This is a genomic window from Trichococcus ilyis (genome assembly GCF_900109135.1).
In the GTDB taxonomy this organism is placed as follows: Bacteria; Bacillota; Bacilli; order Lactobacillales; family Aerococcaceae; genus Trichococcus; species Trichococcus ilyis.
The window spans coordinates 24,861-40,611 of record NZ_FNYT01000028.1; the positions used below are offsets into that span (position 1 = coordinate 24,861).

Here is a 15,751-nt window from a genome sequence, read left to right on the forward strand (position 1 = left end):
CACACGGGAAGGAAGAAACTCCGGATGACAGACGAGAATTTGATTGAAAACATAGACGAGAGGCTGAAAGGGATCGAGAACAACATACGAAAAAACATGTCCTTGAGCAGCGTCCCGGTCCTGATGGAAGCCATCCGGACGCATCCGGACCATCCGCATGTGAATTATTTGCTGGGGCTCAGCCATTACAAAAACCGCAATCTCGAGAAAGCGATGCAGTACGCGCTGCGGGCCGTGGAACTGGACGGCACCGGCGATGCTTATTTGACGCTGCTGGCGAAGCTGTATGCGGAGGACGGCGACGACAAAGCGGCGGAGAGTTACGCGCAAGCCGCTTATGCCCGCAATCCCGCCAATTGGGAAGCCGCCCTTGTGCTGGCGAAAATGGCCTTCGAAAAGAACGACCTCCCGCGGGCACTGGATCTCGTCGAACAGGTGCTGAAGCACACCCCGAAATCTTACGCGGCCTTGCGTTTGAAGTCGAAGATCTACCTACAGCAGGAAGCGGAGCTGGAAACGATTTTGGGTTCCATCGAAGAGTCCGAAAAATACGGCTATGACGATGCCATCGAGTACGACCGCGTTTATGCCTACTATATCCACGGCCGCTATGACGAATGCCGCCGCATCCACAAAGAACTGGAACGGACGCGGCCGCTTTCGCACAGCACCGAAAAAGTCGGCAAGCTGATCGCGACGATGCAGTCGAGCCGGCTGGCAAGAAGGGCCCCGCATGCCGATTACTTCCATATGGATGCCGCCCATTCCAACCGGAAAGTCAAAGTCTCTTTGGAAGAGTCGCTGGCCGAACTGAACGAGCTGATCGGTCTGACGGAAGTGAAGCAGACCATCAATCGGATCGTCAAGCTGGTCGAATACGACAAGAAACGCGCCTACATGCTGTCGATCGAAAAGAACGAGCAGCCTTCCTACCATTTCGCTTTCTCCGGCAATCCGGGCACAGGCAAGACGACGGTCGCCAGGATACTGGGGAATATTTTCTATTCCTTGGGCATCCTTGAATCGGGCCAGTTGGTGGAAGTCGATCGCTCGGATCTGGTCGGCGGATACGTCGGCCAGACCGCCCAGAAGACCAAAGCGGTCATCGAATCGGCCATGGGCGGCGTGCTGTTCATCGATGAAGCCTACTCCTTGGCGTCCTCGGACAGCGATTCGCTCGATTACGGTTCCGAGGCCATCGACACTTTGATCAAAGCGATGGAGGATCACCGCAATGACTTCATCGTGATCCTGGCGGGTTATGACACCGGCATGAAGCAATTGCTGAAATCGAATCCGGGCCTGTCGAGCCGGATCAACATGCAGATCGATTTCGAGGATTTTTCCGACCAGGAACTGTTGGAAATCGCCAAAACGCAGGCAAAAGATAACCATTACACGCTGACCGAGGAAGCCGAGCAGGCATTCAAAGTCCGGATCAATCAGGAAAAAGTCGTCCCGCAGTTCGCCAATGCCCGTGCCGTCAGGAACATCATGGAGGAAGCGATGCGCGAACGGGCTTTCCGCCTGAGCGAAAAGTCGGTGACGAAGGACGATCTGGTCATCCTTGAGCCGCTCGATTTCGGCATCGATCCGAATCAACTGTTTGGGGACAATATCGAAGACCTGATGGCGCAGCTGCGCAATCTGGTCGGCTTGAAGGACGTCAAAAAACAAGTCAGCTCGATCATGAACTACGTGCGCGCCGAGAAGCGCCGCGAAAAGCTGGGACATCCGATGAACGATCTGTCCCTGCACATGGTCTTCACCGGGAACCCCGGAACCGGCAAAACCACGATTGCGCGGCTGATCAGCCAGATCCTGAAATCCATCGGTGTGCTGAAGCGCGGCCACATGATTGAAGTCACGCGCGAGGATCTGGTCGGTCAGTACGTCGGCCAGACCGGTCCGAAGACATTGGAGAAAATCAAGGAAGCATACGGAGGTGTGCTGTTCATCGATGAGGCCTATTCGCTTTATTCCGCCTCCGAAAACGACTTCGGCTATGAAGCCATCAGCACGCTGATCAAGGAGATGGAGGACAACCGCGACAAACTGGTCGTCATCATGGCAGGCTATCCGGGCGAGATGGGGCAGCTGCTCAGCATGAACTCCGGCATCCGCAGCCGGGTCGCCTACACGGTCGATTTCCCGGATTACGACAGCGAGGAACTGACGGAAATCTTCCGCATGGCCGCGACCCAGCAAGGTTTCGTGCTGACCGAGGAAGCCCAGGCGAAAGTCAAGAACCTGTTCGTGCAGTCCTATACGACCCGCGACAGCCACTTCGGCAACGCCCGCACGGCCAGGAGCCTGTTCGAGAAGGCGAAGCTGCACCAAAGCAACCGCCTGGCCGAAGACGAGGACGCCGATCTGTTCACGATTTTGCCGGAGGACATCGGAGAGAATGTTTAAGCACCTTGCATTCCAGTAGGTCGTCGAATAATAAATAAAGTTCTCGAACAATACCAGAATTGCATTGAATCGGTCTTTTTCCCGCCATGCAGCGCGGGACTTTCCCTATTGGGTCAACCAACAAGCGCCATGAACATTTTATGATCACAAAACAAGAAACACACACCATTATTTAGGGAAAATGGTGTGTGTTTCTTGTTTTGTTTCTATATTAAAGTGCCTTTTGGGAGTTCTTGTTTATAATTTGAACGAAAAATTGTGCATGAAACTTTGAGCAATTCGATAAAATTGTTCTTCTTCCATATTTTCAACGAATTGGATATCCCATTTTGCTGTTTCGGTATAGTCTAAAGAATATATCTGATTCGTATTTACCTTGCTGACCAAGGGTGCTTTAGCAGGCAATTTATCTGAAACAACCGGTATCAAAAATGGTCGTTCTTTTTCTGTTGTGGTTATCGGACAGACAATGACCATATTAGTGGCTCTGTTGTAGGCATCCTTACTCATGACAAGCGCAGGACGTCTTTTCTTGACCTCATATCCTCGAGAAGGGTCAAAATCAATGAACACAATATCCCGTTGTTTAGGAATCCATTTCATCTAGTTCTCCTTCGCGGGGTGCGTATCCGGCATCTAATTCAGGCATATAGTATTCTCCATCTGCCACACCTTCAAAATGATCTTTGATTTTGGGTATCATGGTGATTGAACCGTTCTCCTTTTTAATGAAAAAGAATTCTTCTCCTTCTTTTACTCCGAATGAACTAGGGATCGTTATCATGATTGAATTTCCTTGTTTTCTGGCTTTGATTGCAGACATACTAATCACTCCTTTGATGTGATTTTAACATGTAATTACTGCCCATTACAATGTTTATTTCTCGATCCCGGCAATCCCGAAAGCGCCAGGACCGCCATGGGAAGTGATGACGCAGCCGGTCTGGACCCAGGTGACATCCTGGAAACCTTTTTCCTTCGCGTAGGTCTCCATTTGGTTCATGATTTCTGCTTCCAAGCCCAACGAAAGGATCAGGTACAGTTTTTTGTTGTCTATATCGTAAGTCTTCAGATAGTCATCAAAAAAATCGACAACGACGCGGCTCATCTTGCCGCGGTATTTCTTGGTGGAAACCAACTTGCCGTCGATCAGTTCGATCGTCGGTTTGATCTTCAACAGCGATGCCCCCAGATAGGCTGCGTTGGAGACGCGGCCGCCTGCCCGCAGGAACTCGAGACCGGATGGCATGAACGAGAAGTGCGTGCGCGGCACGACTGCTTCGACGGCGGCAACCAATCGTTCCACTGCGATATCTGGCTCCTTTTCCAGCAAGTCGGCTGCGTAAAGCACGATCGCCGCCAAGCCGCCGGATACGTTCAGGGCGTCGATGAGGTGGATGTCTTCGAAATCTTCCGCCGCCAGAACGGCACTCTGGAAGGAGGAAGAGGCCTTGGAAGTGTAGCCGATATGCACGATGCTGCTGTCGGGATGAGCGGAGCGGATCTTCTCGAAGAAGGCAGTGTATTCGTTCGGATTGGTTGCGGTCGTCGAAGGCGTCTTTTTGGTGCGTTCATAATAGTCGATCAGGTCCTGAACCGGAAAAGATCCGTCAAGATGATCAACGTCATCCATGATGACGTGCATCGGGACAATCTGGATATTGTGTTTTTTGGCCAAATCAGCGGGAACGTCCGCACCGCTTTCAGTCGTAAGGATCACTCTGCTCATGTTCTTCCTCCATCTCCAAAAGGCAAAATTGTTATTGCCATTGGACTCAATTTGTTGGTTCCAATATACCACATTTTTTGTGCCCGACCAAAAAGGGTTATGCTGGAAGCAGAAACAGGGAGGGAACAATGAGGCATGGCCAAGAAAGCGAAAAACCGGAAATCGGACAGCGTGACGATGCTTGCGGTTGCAGGTTATGTGCTGCTCCTGGTGTTCGGGTTTCCGGCTGCCGAGAAGGCAGGCGACTTTTATCCGGCACTGTTGGTTTTGACCGGAATAGCAGCTCTGTTCGCGATCGTCCATTACCATTCGCGCGTGAATGCGTACGTCTGCCCGCAGTGCCGGCGCAAATTTAAAGTCAGCTTCCTGACGGATTTGCTGTCGTTGAACGGAGGCAAGCAAGGCAAACGCTTGGTTTGCCCGCATTGCGGATTCAAAGGATGGATGCAGGAGACAGGACCTGAGGAGTGATAAAAAAGCATGGGCTGGGGTTGTGTTGGCTGGGTTGGGGAAAGTTGCCGAATGCACCTCCCGCATTAGCGGATTTCGCCTCATTCAGATGTATAATTGTCGAATGTCTTCAAGCATTCGACAATTTCGCCCCGTCCGGATGAGAGAATGTCGAATATCACACCTGTTTTCGACAATTCAGGCCCGTCCACCCACCAAGCTAAGCCACCCAGCACCAACAAAATCAGAAACAAACCAAAAAACAGGGGCCGTCTCAACATAAAATGAGACGGCCCCTGCTAAGGTCGATTATTTTGCTGCTTTTTCCAAATGCTTGCTGCGCAATTGGCCGCAGGCGGCATCGATGTCGGTACCGTGTTCCTTGCGGATGACGCAGTTGATGTTGTTCTTTTTGAGGATATCGTAGAATGCCAGAATATCCTTTTTGGTGCTGCGCTCGTATTTGATGTGCTCGGCAACCGGATTGTAAGGGATCAGGTTCACGTAGGAAAGGTGACGCTTGTCCTTCAATAGGGCGACCAATTCGTGCGCCTGCTCCGGTCTGTCGTTCACGCCCGAAATCATGATGTACTCGAACGTGATGCGGCGGTTGGTCTTCTCCAGATACTCATCGATCGCGGACATGACTTCCTTCAGCGGGTGTTTGCGGTTGATGCGCATCATGCGGCTGCGGATTTCATCGTTCGGTGCGTGCAGCGACAACGCCAAGTTGACTTGCAGGCCGTTGTCCGCGAATTCGCGGATCTTCGGAGCCAAGCCGCTGGTGGAAACGGTGATGTGGCGCGCGCCGATCGCCAAACCTTTGGCATGGTTGACGATGTTCAGGAAGGCGATGACATTGTCGTAGTTGTCGAACGGTTCGCCGATGCCCATCACGACGATGTGGCTGACGCGTTCACCGTTGCCTTTTTGATCCAAGTAATGTTGGATCTGCATGATCTGGGCGACGATTTCGCCGGCAGTCAGATCGCGTTGTTTGCGTTTCAGGCCGCTTGCGCAGAATGTGCAGCCGATATCGCAGCCGACTTGCGTCGTGACGCAGACGGACAGCCCGTAATCCTGACGCATCAGTACGGTTTCGATCATCAGTTTGTCTTCCAGCTGGAAGAGGTATTTAGTCGTGCCGTCCGCCGATTCCTGGACGACCACTTGGTTCAGGGGCTGCAGCAGGAAGTTGTCGGATAGAAGGGCAACCAAATCTTTTGACAGGTTCGTCATTTCCGAAAAGTCCAGGACCCGTTTGATATAGAGCCAGTCCCAGATCTGTTGGGCGCGGAATTTTTTCTGGCCTTGTTCCAACAACCAAGCTTCCAGCTGACCCAAAGTCAATCCATAAATAGAAGGTGTGTTCATTATACTTTCCTTTCTTTACCGTGCAAATTTTCAATCCATATCATAACATATTTTTTTGAAAAGGGAATGGCTTCCTGAAAATAAGCGAAAAGGTGCAAAAAACGGCGTGTTGCTTGCTCTGCTAAAACCCGAGCAAATCCTTAAGGAGCAGCAAGCCGATGCCGAACATCACCAAGGTCGCGATGCCCCCGACCACATTCCCCAAGAGCCGATTCGTGTACCTGCCCATCACTTTTTTATTGTTGCCGATAAAGAGGATCAGGAGCATCAGGGGCGGTGCCATCAGGCCATTGATGGCTGCGGAGTAGTACAAAGCCCTCATCGGATCGATCCCGATGAAATTGATCATCAGTCCGATAAGCGTTGCGATGGTGATGACGCCATAGAAACCATGGGCCTCCTTCAGCTTTTTGCCCAAACCGATCTTCCAGCCGAAAAATTCGGAAATGGCGTAGGATGAAGAGCCCGCCAAAACTGGCACACCCAGCAGTCCGGTTCCGATGATGCCCAGAGCGAACAACCAATAGGCGAAGTCTCCCACCAATGGCCGAAGTGCTTGAGCGGCCTCCGAAGCGGAATTGATGGTGGTGATGCCGCTGAGATGCAGGGTCCCGGCCGTCGTCAGCACAATCATGAAAGCCGTGACAGTCGTAAAAACCATCCCGACAACCGTATCGATCTTCATATCCTTGATATCCTTGACAAAGATGCGCGGTTTCCCGATGCCGATGCCTTTGATTTTATTCTCGACAATCTCTTTTTCCACTTCTTCATCCGCTTGCCAAAAAAACAAGTAGGGAGAGATCGTCGTGCCCAAAAAGGCCACTACGTTGAGCATGAATTCCCGTGAAGGGTAAAAGGTCGGGATGAGCGTGTGCTGAAGGACAACGGCCCAATCCTGGCGGACCATGAACGCCGTGAAAAAGTAAGCGAACAAGGAAAGCGTCAGCAGCATCAGGAATCTCGAATAATGTTTGTAATCCATAAATATTTCCAGGACCAAGGTCAAGGAAGTCATGAACAGGATCCAAAAAATGAACGGAAATCCGAGCACCATCTGAGCCACCGCGGCCATCGCACCCAGATCAGCCCCGATGTTGATCGTATTGGCGATGAACAGCAGGGAGATTGCCGGATAGCTTATCCATTTTGGGTAGGATTCTTTCATGATCCCCGTCAGACCTTTACCGGATACCATCCCGATCCGGCCGCACATCTCTTGGATGGCTATCGCAAAGATGCAGGAAATCGGAGAAAGCCACAACAGATGCAGCCCGAACATGGCTCCGGTCTGCGAATAGGTGACGATTCCGGATGGATCATCATCAGACGCTCCGGTGATGACGCCGGGCCCAAATTTTTTGAGGAATTTTTTGCTTTTTTTGAGAATTTTGCCCATTTTTCTCACTCCTCACAGGGTTTTGCAGCTGCAATCGGATTTTTCGGAAACAGTTGCAATAGCCATCAGTACTTTCGGTCGAAATCGGGATAAAAGCGCGGACCTGGCCATTTTGGTTCACTTCTTTGACCTCATCATACCGACTATCGACTAAGCTTGCAAGCACTTGCATCGGCATATGATATACTTGTGGTAGGAACGCAAGCAACAAAAAAATCCGGACTATCGAGGTGGACTTTAATGGAAGAATCAGCTGCAAAAATTGACACAATCGATGCATACATCAGCCGCTATGATGAGGATATCCAGGCAATCCTGCAGGAATTCCGCAGGCTGATAAGGGAAGAGGCGCCCGATGCGACAGAGAGGATCAGCTACCAGATGCCGACCTTCTACCTGAACGGGAACCTGGTGCATTTCGCGGTGCAGAAAAATCATATCGGCTTCTATCCGGCACCGAGCGGCGTTGCCGCATTCAAGGAAGAATTGGCCGATTACAAGACTTCGAAAGGCGCAATCCAATTCCCGCTGACGAAACCGATCCCTTATGAGTTGGTGCGCCGGATCGTCCGCTTCCGCGTCGAAGAAGCGAAGCAAAAAAAGAAACAGAGCAAATAAGGAACGGATTCGTTACCGAATTTGAATCATACAAAGGAGGCGTCTCATGGATCTGCATGAATTTTTGACCGAAATCATCCCAACACTGGCCAGCCTGATCGAGGGTGTCGGCGTCCTGATCATCCTGTATGGCTGTGTCAAGTCATTGTATTTGTTCCTTACGGACAGGCTCAATCTGAGCAACAACCAGCCGAAACTCGAATTGGCCAAAGCTTTGGCACTCAGCCTGGAGTTCAAACTGGCCGCGGAAATACTGAAGACGGTCATCATCCAGACGATTGATGAATTCATCGTCCTTTCCGCCATCGTCATCCTGCGGGTCGTGCTGACGCTCGTCATCCATTGGGAAATCAAAAGCACCAATTCGGAAGAGCGCGAATGATTAACACGTGTCTTCTCTTGTTTTGTGAAAACGTTCTCTTTTCGCCTCGATTTTGACATGATTCCGCCATACTTCTTTCCTATACTATGTTTGTAGAGAAAAGAACCACGAAGCATACAAAAAAGGAGCGGATCAAAATGAAAAAATGGATGAACGGGGCAGTGAGCGGGGCTTTGGCAGTCTTATTGTTCAGCGGTACCGGCGTCATGGCATCCGAGGATGAAGGCGACTACGGCGCGGCAGCGGTCAGCGAGGGCGAAACGTATACGTTGGAAGAGATGTTGCTGTACGCAATCGAAGATGAATACATGGCCGAAGCTTCCTACATCGCGATCATGGATGCCTACGGAACGGTCAAACCATTCACCAGTATCGCCAAGGCGGAAGGCACGCACATATCCTTGCTTTTGCCGCTGTTCGAAACGTATGGTTTTGAAGTGCCGGAAAACGAAGCGGCCGATCGCATAGAACTGCCGGCATCCTTGGCGGAGAGCTTTGAAGCCGGTGTGGAAGGCGAAATCAAGAACATCGCCATCTATGGGCAATTTTTGGAGGCTGAGGATCTGCCTGATGACGTCAGAAGCGTCTTTGAACGGCTGATGGCCGCTTCCGAAAACCATTTGGCCGCCTTCGAACGCGGTGTTGCCGGAAATCCGGATGGAGCCGGCAGGAAAAAATAATCCGAAGACACAAAACAAGCCCTGCGCAGAATCAACTTGCGCGGGGCTTGTTTTTGCGTGGGGTGGTCGAGCTAGTCCGATGTTGTCGGATAACCGCGAAGAATCGGACAACCGGCGCGCGTGTGCGCCACAGCATAAAAGTTTAAAATGGCTGCTGCTGCAGTTGCTGTCAAAACTGTTCTTCCCGGACAATTTTCCTGGCAGCATTCAGTCTGTCCATTGGGAAGCGGAACGAACGGGTGTATAATGAAGACGGAAGAAACAATTATGCAACTTCAGGAATGAAAGCGTTATCTATTTGGGCGGGAGGGAATAGTGATGGTAACCGAAGGCGTCATTCTAGCGGCCGGCAAGTCTTCCCGGATGGCGGGGAAATCGAAAATGACGCTGGACTTGGCCGGCAGAACAGTGATCCAAAGAAGCATCGCCAGCCTGCAGCCGTTCTGCAGCCGCATCATCGTCGTGACGGGATTCCATGCCGAAGCTGTCAGGGAGTCGGCCGGCCACAGCGCACAAGCCGTCTTTGTCCATAATCCCGATTGCGAAAAAGGCATGTTCTCCTCTTTGCGGCTGGGACTGCGGCATACCGAAGGGGAGCGTGTCCTCATCCTGCCCGGCGATTGTCCGTTCATTGCCTATGAAGTGCCCGAAAAACTGCTTGCTGCGAAGGGGGATATCGTCCTGCCGGCCTATCGGGGGAAGCGCGGACACCCTGTCCTGCTGAGCCGCCCAGTGATCGAGAGCCTGTTGGCGGATGAGGAGTGTCAGAGCCTGAGGGAATACATCCAGGCGAACGAAGCGGAAATCATCGCAGTGGACCGCCCGGAAATCCTTTGGGACATCGATACGCCGGAGGATTACGCCAAAGCTGTGGACTATTTTCAATCGAAAGAACAGAGGTGAAGAAATGGAAAATATCAGCAAATCGATCAAGCGTTTCGATTTCGATGACAAGGTCGAGGGGAAAGCAAAATACTGCGCTGATCTGCATCCGGAGGGCATGCTGTACGCAAGGACTTTGCGCTCCGAAGTGCCGCGCGCCAAAATTCGCGCCATCCGTCTGCCGGAACTGCCGGAAGGGTACACGATCATCGACCACCGGGACATCCCCGGCAAGAATGTCGTGCCGATCGTTTACGAGGACCAGCCGTTTCTGGCCACGGATGAAGTCAATTACATCGGCCAACCGATCCTTTTGGTTGTCGGTGCGGACAAGGAAATCATCCTCGAAATCATCAATCAGATAGAAGTAGAATACCAACCACTGACGCCGATCCTGTCGATTGAGGCCGCCGTGGAGGCAAAAGCGCCATACCTGTTCGGCGACAAACCCTATTTTGTCGAATACAGCTATGCAAAAGGCGATCCGGATAAAGCCATCACCCAAGCAGTGCGCGTGGTCGAGGATGAGTTGCGCACCGGTTACCAGGAGCATGTTTATCTCGAGCCGCAAGCGCTGTTGGGGGTCTACGACGGCGAACGCGTCTCCGTTTATGGTTCGATGCAATGTCCTTATTATATCCACAGTGGCCTGAAGCAGGCACTTGGGTGGGGGGACGAACGGGTCCGGGTCGTCCAGTTGCCCACAGGCGGCGGCTTCGGAGGAAAAGAAGAATATCCGACCATCCCGGGTGTCCACGTGGCGTTGGCGGCCATCAAGACAGGCAAGCCGGTCCAATTGGTGTTCGACAGGCAGGAGGATATCCGTGCCACGACCAAGCGCCACCCCAGCATCATCAAGATCAAAAGCCATCTGGATGCGGAAAACCGCATCATCGCGCGGGAAATCGACGTCAAATTGGATGCCGGAGCCTATGCGGGCCTCTCCAGCGTCGTGCTGCAGCGGACGATTTTTTCGGTCTGCGGTGTGTATGACATTCCTAATCTGAAAGTGACAGGGAAGGCCTATGCGACCAACAATATCGTGACCGGCGCGTTCCGCGGCTTCGGCGGGCCGCAGGCATTCTTCGCCATCGAAATGCATATGGAACATATCGCAAAGGAACTGGGTGCCGACCCGCTCGTGCTGAGGAGAAGCTGCTTTTTGGAAAAAGGCGACACTTCCTCGACCGGCGGCGTCTTCCATTCCGACATCAAACTAGCTGAAATCGCCGACAAAGTAGCAAGACGCTCCGGCTATCAGGAGAAACGCGGCCGTTTTGCCGAGGGGAAGGATTCCTGGCGGGGGATCGGCTGCTCGTTCTTCTTCCATGGCTGCGGCTTCACCGGGGCGGGTGAGGCGGAACTGTTGAAGTCGAAGGTGAAATTGAGGAAATACGCCGATAGTACGGTCGGCTTGTTCGTTTCGAGCACGGAGATGGGGCAGGGGGCCTTGACCACCTTGCGCAAAATCGTCGCGGAAACGCTGGGCATCCCGATCGGACAAGTCAAACAGGCCTATCCGGATACCGCCGTGTGTCCAGACTCCGGTCCCACCGTCGCATCTCGGACGGTCATGATCGTCGGGCGGCTGCTGCAGGAATGCGCTGAGCAAGTGAAGCAGCGCTGGGACGAAGAAGCGTTCGAAGTGGTGAGGGACTACGTCTACCCGCAAAACCTGTCCTGGGACAGCGAGAAACTGTCTGGGAATGCTTATCCCGAATATTCCTGGGGCGCCAATGTCGTTGAAGTGGCAGTCGATCCGATGACGTATGAAGTCGGGATCAAAGGTGTTTGGGCGGTTTACGATATCGGCACGCCGATAGACGAAAAGATTGTGCAAGGGCAGATCGAAGGCGGCATCATGCAGGGTTTGGGGTACGCAGCCATGGAAAGGCTGCAGACCGCGGGAGGCAGATTGCTGCAGGAGAGCCTTGCCGAGTATCTGATCCCTGCAGCCACCGATTTTCCGCGGATTGCGCTTGAATTGATCGAAAACCCTTATGCAGGCGGGCCTTTCGGAGCCAAAGGATTGGGCGAACTGCCGATGGTTGGGGTAGCGCCGGCTGTTGCAGCAGCCGTAGAACAGGCGATCGGCAAAAAAATCGACCGTATCCCGCTGACGCCGGAATACATAAGGGAGCTGATGAGATGATGGAGGCTATTGTTTGCAAACTGAACGGGCAGGAAATTACGTTGGCGACGGATCCTGCCAGAAGGCTGCTCGATATCATCAGGGAGGATTTTGATTGTAAAGGCACGAAAGAAGGCTGCGGGGAGGGCGAGTGCGGGGCCTGCGCCGTGCTGTTGGACGGGCGCTTGGTCAACTCCTGCCTGATCACCGCCGCCATGGCAGCCGGAAAGGACATTTGGACAATCGAGGGTTATCGGGATACGGACCGTTTCCGGTTGCTGAAGGAAAAATTGGCGGAGTACGGGAGCGTGCAATGCGGCTTCTGCACACCGGGCATCATCCTTGCGGCGGAAGCGGTGCTTTCGAAAAATCCCCATCCGACCGAAGTGCAGGTCAGGGAAGGCCTGTCCGGCAATCTCTGCCGCTGCACCGGGTATACGATGATCGTCGATGCCATTCTGGCCGCAGCCAGGGAGGGGGAAGGATTATGGTGAAGGTGTTCATCCCGGGCACGCTGGCGGAAGCCTTGGAAATCAGGGGACTGCACAAGACTCTCATCATCAACGGCGGAACCGACGTAATGGTGAAGTACCGGCGCTGGAACGGCATGGCGCCCAACTTTCCGATGGATGTGCTCCACATCGGGAGTCTGGCGGAACTTAAGCAAATCGCAATCGTGGAGGGAAAACTCACCATCGGAGCGGCCGTCACGCTGTCCGAACTGCTGGAACATCCGCTGGTGCCTGAATACATCAAGCTGCCGATCCGCCAGATGGCTTCCCCTGCCATCCGGAACATGGGGACACTGGCAGGGAACCTCTGCAACGCCTCGGCATCGGGTGACAGCCTGCCGATGCTCTATGCGCTCGACGCGGAGGTGACGCTCGCATCCGTGCGGGGAATCCGCAAGCTTCCCGTCAGGCAATTCATCACCGGTGCCAAACAGACGCAGCTCCAGCCCGACGAACTGGCGACCGAGGTCACGCTGCCGCTTGCCGACTATACGCTGTCCTATTACCGGAAAATCGGCGGCAGGCAGGTCAACGCCATTGCCAAGGCGAGTTTCTTTGCCGTGGCAATCAAGAAAAATGGCTCAGTCGAAGACGTGCGCATCGCTTTCGGGTCCGTCGCGCCGACCGTCATCAGGTGCCGGGCTTGCGAAGAATCCTTGATCGGGACGGCGGAAGCGGGACTGGCTGCAAAAATAGAGACAGTGCGCATGCGTTACGGGGAGCTGCTGACCCCGCTGGACGACACCCGTTCAACGGCGGACTATCGGCGGCAAGTATCGCTGCGGTTGCTGGAGGATTTTATCGGGAGGAGGTTGGCGAAATGAAGGAGAAAGCCATTCAGATTGTCTTTTGGGGGTCGCTGTGGGGAATCGCCGAGGCGACATTGGGCTATGTGCTGCATATGCTGGCGATCCATCTGCCCGGTGTTCCCGGGTTCGTGATGTTCCCTGTCGCCTTCTATTTCATGCGTAAAATGTACTTGTCGACCGGGAAGGCGACTGCGGTTTTTCGGATGGCGGTTGTGGCGGCTGCCATCAAATGCTGCGATTTCCTGATTCCGGGGAATATCCCGATCCGGATCCTCAATCCGGCGCTGTCCATCCTGCTGGAAGGACTGGCCGTGGCCGCCGTATTCGCCTATGCCGAAAGGAAAAAAAGCGCCATCGGCTACGCGTCCGTTTTTTCGATGGGGGTCCTTTGGCGTGCTGCCTTCCTGCTCCATCTGTTCCTGATTTCGCTGTTCGGCCTTTCGGCGGCGCTCGTGACGGAAGGGCTGCTGGTCAGCCTGCGCTTCCTGATTTTGGAAAGCTTCGTGAACGCCGGTTTCATGTTCGCTTATCTGAAAACCGAAAAGTCCATGCGGATTGTTGCGGTGCGCCCGGCCTTTGCCTACGCGGCGCTGGCGGCGGCCATCATCCTGACGCTTGCGCTGTAGGGACGGCGAAATGGGACAGGTGCACATCATCACCGGTGAAATGGATGCCGGAAAGACCAAAAAATTGCTCCGGATCTACCGGGAACTGCCTGCCGGAACCGCAGACGGCTTCGCCTCCGTCAAGGCTTTTTATGATGAGGGTATGTTCGCAGGCTATGATCTGAAACGATTGGCGACCGGGAAGGAAGTCCCTTTCATCAGGCTGAAGCAAGCAGGGGAAACGCCCCCGGAAGGCAGCTTCGCCTTCGACCGCTTCACCTTCCTGCTGGCCCCGCTCGCGGCAGCGGAGCAGGCAATCCGGGAACTTCTTTCCGATCCGCTGATCCGCACTGTCCTGCTGGATGAAATCGGCCCGGTCGAGCTCAGCGGGAACGGCTTCTGCGGAGCGCTGCAGGAACTGCTGAAGAGCGATAAGGATCTGTACCTCTGCATCAACAGGAAGAATCTGGAGTCGGTAATGAAAAAATTCGGGATCGCAACATACCAGCTGATCGAAGTCGTGCAGGATAAATCCCCCTCACGCGCGTAAACGAGAAGGGGATTTTTTATGGTCAAATGCTGGCACTTGCGTCCTGTCCCGTTTCCGCTTAGAATGGAGGGACTGTAATCAGAACGGAAAGGAAGAGGACGGATGCGATTGGACAAACTGCTCGCGGAATGCGGCTACGGTTCCCGGGGACAAGTGAAGAAGCTGATCCGCAGCAAACAGGTCAGCATCGACGGCAACATCGTGCTGGCGGACAACCACAATGTCGACCCGCAGCTCCAGACGGTCGCCGTTTCGGGGAAAGTGCTGGAACGGGAAACGAATGTGTATTATATGCTGCACAAGCCGGCCGGGGTCGTGACGGCGGTATCCGACGAGGGCAACCGGACTGTCATCGATCTGATCCAACCGGCCGATCGCCGTCCGGGCCTTTATCCCGTCGGCCGATTGGACAAGGATACGGAAGGATTGCTGCTGATCACGGATAACGGGCAGTTGGGCTACCAATTGCTGCTGCCGCACAAAAAGGTGACGAAGCGCTACGAAGTTGTCGTCAACGAGCGCGTGACCGCCGCCGATCAGGAAGCCTTCGCCGAAGGGATCGTTTTCCACGGCGGAACGACCTGCAAGCCCGCGCGACTGACCATCCTCAGCGAAGCGGACGAGGAGAGCCGCGTACTGTTGGACATCAGCGAAGGGAAATTCCACCAGGTGAAGAAGATGTTCCTTTCGGTCGGCAAAAAAGTCACCTACCTGAAACGGCTGTCGATGGGACCGATCGAGCTGGATGAATCGATTCCCCCCGGCAGCTACCGGCCGCTCAATGGAGCGGAACTGGCACAACTGAAGCCCTATTTCCGCTAGGGAGAAGGCAAATCAACCAAAAAGAGGAGGAGCTGCTTACAGCTCTTCCTCTTTTTGGCGGTGTGCCCGGCATGGGTGATAACTTGGTGGTGAAAGTCCACTACAGGCTTTGCAGTAGGAACTGTTAGCGAAGGACAAGGGTGTCCACCGTGAGGTGGAATCTGAAGGAAGTCGGACGCAAACACTTGCACTGACGAACAGAAATCTCATATGAGGCTGTATGGAGACGGACGAGCTTGCCGCACATAGCAAAGTCCTATACTGCACAAATCTCCTACAGTAAATGAGGCAGTGACATGAGTGGAAGGTTATCATTCTTACCCGGGGAGGTCTCGCTAGCAGGACTCCCTGTAGTAACAACGAATAGCGAGAAGTCAGCAGAGGTCATAGTAG

The 15,751-nt window shown here is 53.6% G+C and carries 17 protein-coding genes; 12 read left to right on the forward strand and 5 right to left on the reverse strand.

The annotated features are described in order from the left end of the window. Nucleotides 1-24: 24 nt before the first annotated feature. On the forward strand, nt 25-2,415 hold the full coding sequence (locus BMX58_RS11770) for an AAA family ATPase (RefSeq protein WP_068624534.1): 2,391 nt from the start codon (nt 25-27) through the stop codon (nt 2,413-2,415). 237 nt (nt 2,416-2,652) lie between these two features. On the opposite strand, the gene BMX58_RS11775 is transcribed toward BMX58_RS11770, so the two are convergent. The 3 genes from BMX58_RS11775 to BMX58_RS11785 are packed head-to-tail and all read right to left on the reverse strand — an operon-like array spanning nt 2,653 to nt 4,144. Beyond that, nucleotides 2,653-3,018 carry a type II toxin-antitoxin system PemK/MazF family toxin gene (locus BMX58_RS11775; RefSeq protein WP_068624535.1) on the reverse strand — a complete coding sequence of 122 codons (366 nt, stop codon included), beginning with the start codon at nt 3,016-3,018 and terminating at the stop codon, nt 2,653-2,655. Beyond that, on the reverse strand, nt 3,002-3,238 hold the full coding sequence (mazE, locus tag BMX58_RS11780) for a type II toxin-antitoxin system PemI/MazE family antitoxin (RefSeq protein WP_068624537.1): 237 nt from the start codon (nt 3,236-3,238) through the stop codon (nt 3,002-3,004). Before mazE ends, BMX58_RS11775 begins: the two co-directional genes overlap by 17 nt. Before the next feature lie 54 nt (nt 3,239-3,292). Then, a complete protein-coding gene (locus tag BMX58_RS11785) occupies nt 3,293-4,144 on the reverse strand; it encodes a DegV family protein (RefSeq protein WP_068624539.1) in 852 nt (283 codons plus the stop codon). A gap of 135 nt (nt 4,145-4,279) precedes the next feature. Here BMX58_RS11785 and BMX58_RS11790 point away from each other — a divergent pair, with 135 nt between their 5' ends. Next, nucleotides 4,280-4,615 carry a hypothetical protein gene (locus BMX58_RS11790; RefSeq protein ID WP_068624542.1) on the forward strand — a complete coding sequence of 112 codons (336 nt, stop codon included), beginning with the start codon at nt 4,280-4,282 and terminating at the stop codon, nt 4,613-4,615. A gap of 288 nt (nt 4,616-4,903) precedes the next feature. On the opposite strand, the gene rlmN is transcribed toward BMX58_RS11790, so the two are convergent. After that, a complete protein-coding gene (gene rlmN / locus BMX58_RS11800) occupies nt 4,904-5,968 on the reverse strand; it encodes a dual-specificity RNA methyltransferase RlmN (RefSeq protein WP_068624548.1) in 1,065 nt (354 codons plus the stop codon). 121 nt (nt 5,969-6,089) lie between these two features. Continuing rightward, a complete protein-coding gene (locus BMX58_RS11805) occupies nt 6,090-7,367 on the reverse strand; it encodes an NRAMP family divalent metal transporter (RefSeq protein ID WP_068624550.1) in 1,278 nt (425 codons plus the stop codon). Nucleotides 7,368-7,607: 240 nt separating this feature from the next. On the opposite strand from BMX58_RS11805, the gene BMX58_RS11810 reads away from it, so the two are divergent. The 10 genes from BMX58_RS11810 to BMX58_RS11855 all read left to right on the forward strand — a co-directional run bounded on the left by BMX58_RS11810 (nt 7,608) and on the right by BMX58_RS11855 (nt 15,358). Continuing rightward, the gene (locus tag BMX58_RS11810) at nt 7,608-7,985 is read left to right on the forward strand and encodes an iron chaperone (RefSeq protein ID WP_068624552.1); all 378 of its coding nucleotides are present in this window, start codon (nt 7,608-7,610) and stop codon (nt 7,983-7,985) included. A 46-nt stretch (nt 7,986-8,031) separates the two neighbouring features. After that, on the forward strand, nt 8,032-8,367 hold the full coding sequence (locus BMX58_RS11815) for a DUF1622 domain-containing protein (RefSeq protein WP_068624554.1): 336 nt from the start codon (nt 8,032-8,034) through the stop codon (nt 8,365-8,367). Between the two features lie 137 nt (nt 8,368-8,504). After that, nucleotides 8,505-9,047 carry a ferritin-like domain-containing protein gene (locus BMX58_RS11820; RefSeq protein ID WP_068624556.1) on the forward strand — a complete coding sequence of 181 codons (543 nt, stop codon included), beginning with the start codon at nt 8,505-8,507 and terminating at the stop codon, nt 9,045-9,047. Nucleotides 9,048-9,365: 318 nt separating this feature from the next. Then, the gene (locus BMX58_RS11825; RefSeq protein ID WP_068624558.1) at nt 9,366-9,950 is read left to right on the forward strand and encodes a nucleotidyltransferase family protein; all 585 of its coding nucleotides are present in this window, start codon (nt 9,366-9,368) and stop codon (nt 9,948-9,950) included. Nucleotides 9,951-9,954: 4 nt separating this feature from the next. After that, nucleotides 9,955-12,081 carry a xanthine dehydrogenase family protein molybdopterin-binding subunit gene (locus BMX58_RS11830; RefSeq protein WP_068624560.1) on the forward strand — a complete coding sequence of 709 codons (2,127 nt, stop codon included), beginning with the start codon at nt 9,955-9,957 and terminating at the stop codon, nt 12,079-12,081. Continuing rightward, nucleotides 12,078-12,554 (forward strand): (2Fe-2S)-binding protein, encoded by a 477-nt coding sequence (locus BMX58_RS11835; RefSeq protein ID WP_093088855.1) that lies wholly within the window; start codon nt 12,078-12,080, stop codon nt 12,552-12,554. The genes BMX58_RS11830 and BMX58_RS11835 overlap by 4 nt, the downstream gene beginning before the upstream one ends. After that, nucleotides 12,548-13,396, forward strand: a complete 849-nt coding sequence (locus BMX58_RS11840; protein ID WP_068624563.1) for an FAD binding domain-containing protein — start codon at nt 12,548-12,550, stop codon at nt 13,394-13,396. Before BMX58_RS11835 ends, BMX58_RS11840 begins: the two co-directional genes overlap by 7 nt. Further along, nucleotides 13,393-14,007 (forward strand): hypothetical protein, encoded by a 615-nt coding sequence (locus tag BMX58_RS11845; protein WP_068624565.1) that lies wholly within the window; start codon nt 13,393-13,395, stop codon nt 14,005-14,007. Before BMX58_RS11840 ends, BMX58_RS11845 begins: the two co-directional genes overlap by 4 nt. 10 nt (nt 14,008-14,017) lie before the next feature. Beyond that, nucleotides 14,018-14,536: a nucleoside-triphosphatase gene (locus tag BMX58_RS11850; protein ID WP_068624567.1), complete on the forward strand. Its 519-nt coding sequence runs from the start codon at nt 14,018-14,020 to the stop codon at nt 14,534-14,536. 102 nt (nt 14,537-14,638) lie between these two features. Then, nucleotides 14,639-15,358, forward strand: coding sequence for a pseudouridine synthase (locus tag BMX58_RS11855; RefSeq protein WP_068624569.1), 720 nt, complete (start codon nt 14,639-14,641; stop codon nt 15,356-15,358). Nucleotides 15,359-15,751 lie beyond the last annotated feature (393 nt).

Excerpts from the sequence above, each read along its gene's own strand:
- BMX58_RS11770 (WP_068624534.1), top strand. The coding sequence starts at position 25 with ATGACAGACGAGAATTTGATTGAAAACATAGACGAGAGGCTGAAAGGG.
- BMX58_RS11775 (WP_068624535.1), bottom strand. The coding sequence starts at position 3,018 with ATGAAATGGATTCCTAAACAACGGGATATTGTGTTCATTGATTTTGAC.
- mazE (WP_068624537.1), bottom strand. The coding sequence starts at position 3,238 with ATGTCTGCAATCAAAGCCAGAAAACAAGGAAATTCAATCATGATAACG.
- BMX58_RS11785 (WP_068624539.1), bottom strand. The coding sequence starts at position 4,144 with ATGAGCAGAGTGATCCTTACGACTGAAAGCGGTGCGGACGTTCCCGCT.
- BMX58_RS11790 (WP_068624542.1), top strand. The coding sequence starts at position 4,280 with ATGGCCAAGAAAGCGAAAAACCGGAAATCGGACAGCGTGACGATGCTT.
- rlmN (WP_068624548.1), bottom strand. The coding sequence starts at position 5,968 with ATGAACACACCTTCTATTTATGGATTGACTTTGGGTCAGCTGGAAGCT.
- BMX58_RS11805 (WP_068624550.1), bottom strand. The coding sequence starts at position 7,367 with ATGGGCAAAATTCTCAAAAAAAGCAAAAAATTCCTCAAAAAATTTGGG.
- BMX58_RS11810 (WP_068624552.1), top strand. The coding sequence starts at position 7,608 with ATGGAAGAATCAGCTGCAAAAATTGACACAATCGATGCATACATCAGC.
- BMX58_RS11815 (WP_068624554.1), top strand. The coding sequence starts at position 8,032 with ATGGATCTGCATGAATTTTTGACCGAAATCATCCCAACACTGGCCAGC.
- BMX58_RS11820 (WP_068624556.1), top strand. The coding sequence starts at position 8,505 with ATGAAAAAATGGATGAACGGGGCAGTGAGCGGGGCTTTGGCAGTCTTA.
- BMX58_RS11825 (WP_068624558.1), top strand. The coding sequence starts at position 9,366 with ATGGTAACCGAAGGCGTCATTCTAGCGGCCGGCAAGTCTTCCCGGATG.
- BMX58_RS11830 (WP_068624560.1), top strand. The coding sequence starts at position 9,955 with ATGGAAAATATCAGCAAATCGATCAAGCGTTTCGATTTCGATGACAAG.
- BMX58_RS11835 (WP_093088855.1), top strand. The coding sequence starts at position 12,078 with ATGATGGAGGCTATTGTTTGCAAACTGAACGGGCAGGAAATTACGTTG.
- BMX58_RS11840 (WP_068624563.1), top strand. The coding sequence starts at position 12,548 with ATGGTGAAGGTGTTCATCCCGGGCACGCTGGCGGAAGCCTTGGAAATC.
- BMX58_RS11845 (WP_068624565.1), top strand. The coding sequence starts at position 13,393 with ATGAAGGAGAAAGCCATTCAGATTGTCTTTTGGGGGTCGCTGTGGGGA.
- BMX58_RS11850 (WP_068624567.1), top strand. The coding sequence starts at position 14,018 with ATGGGACAGGTGCACATCATCACCGGTGAAATGGATGCCGGAAAGACC.
- BMX58_RS11855 (WP_068624569.1), top strand. The coding sequence starts at position 14,639 with ATGCGATTGGACAAACTGCTCGCGGAATGCGGCTACGGTTCCCGGGGA.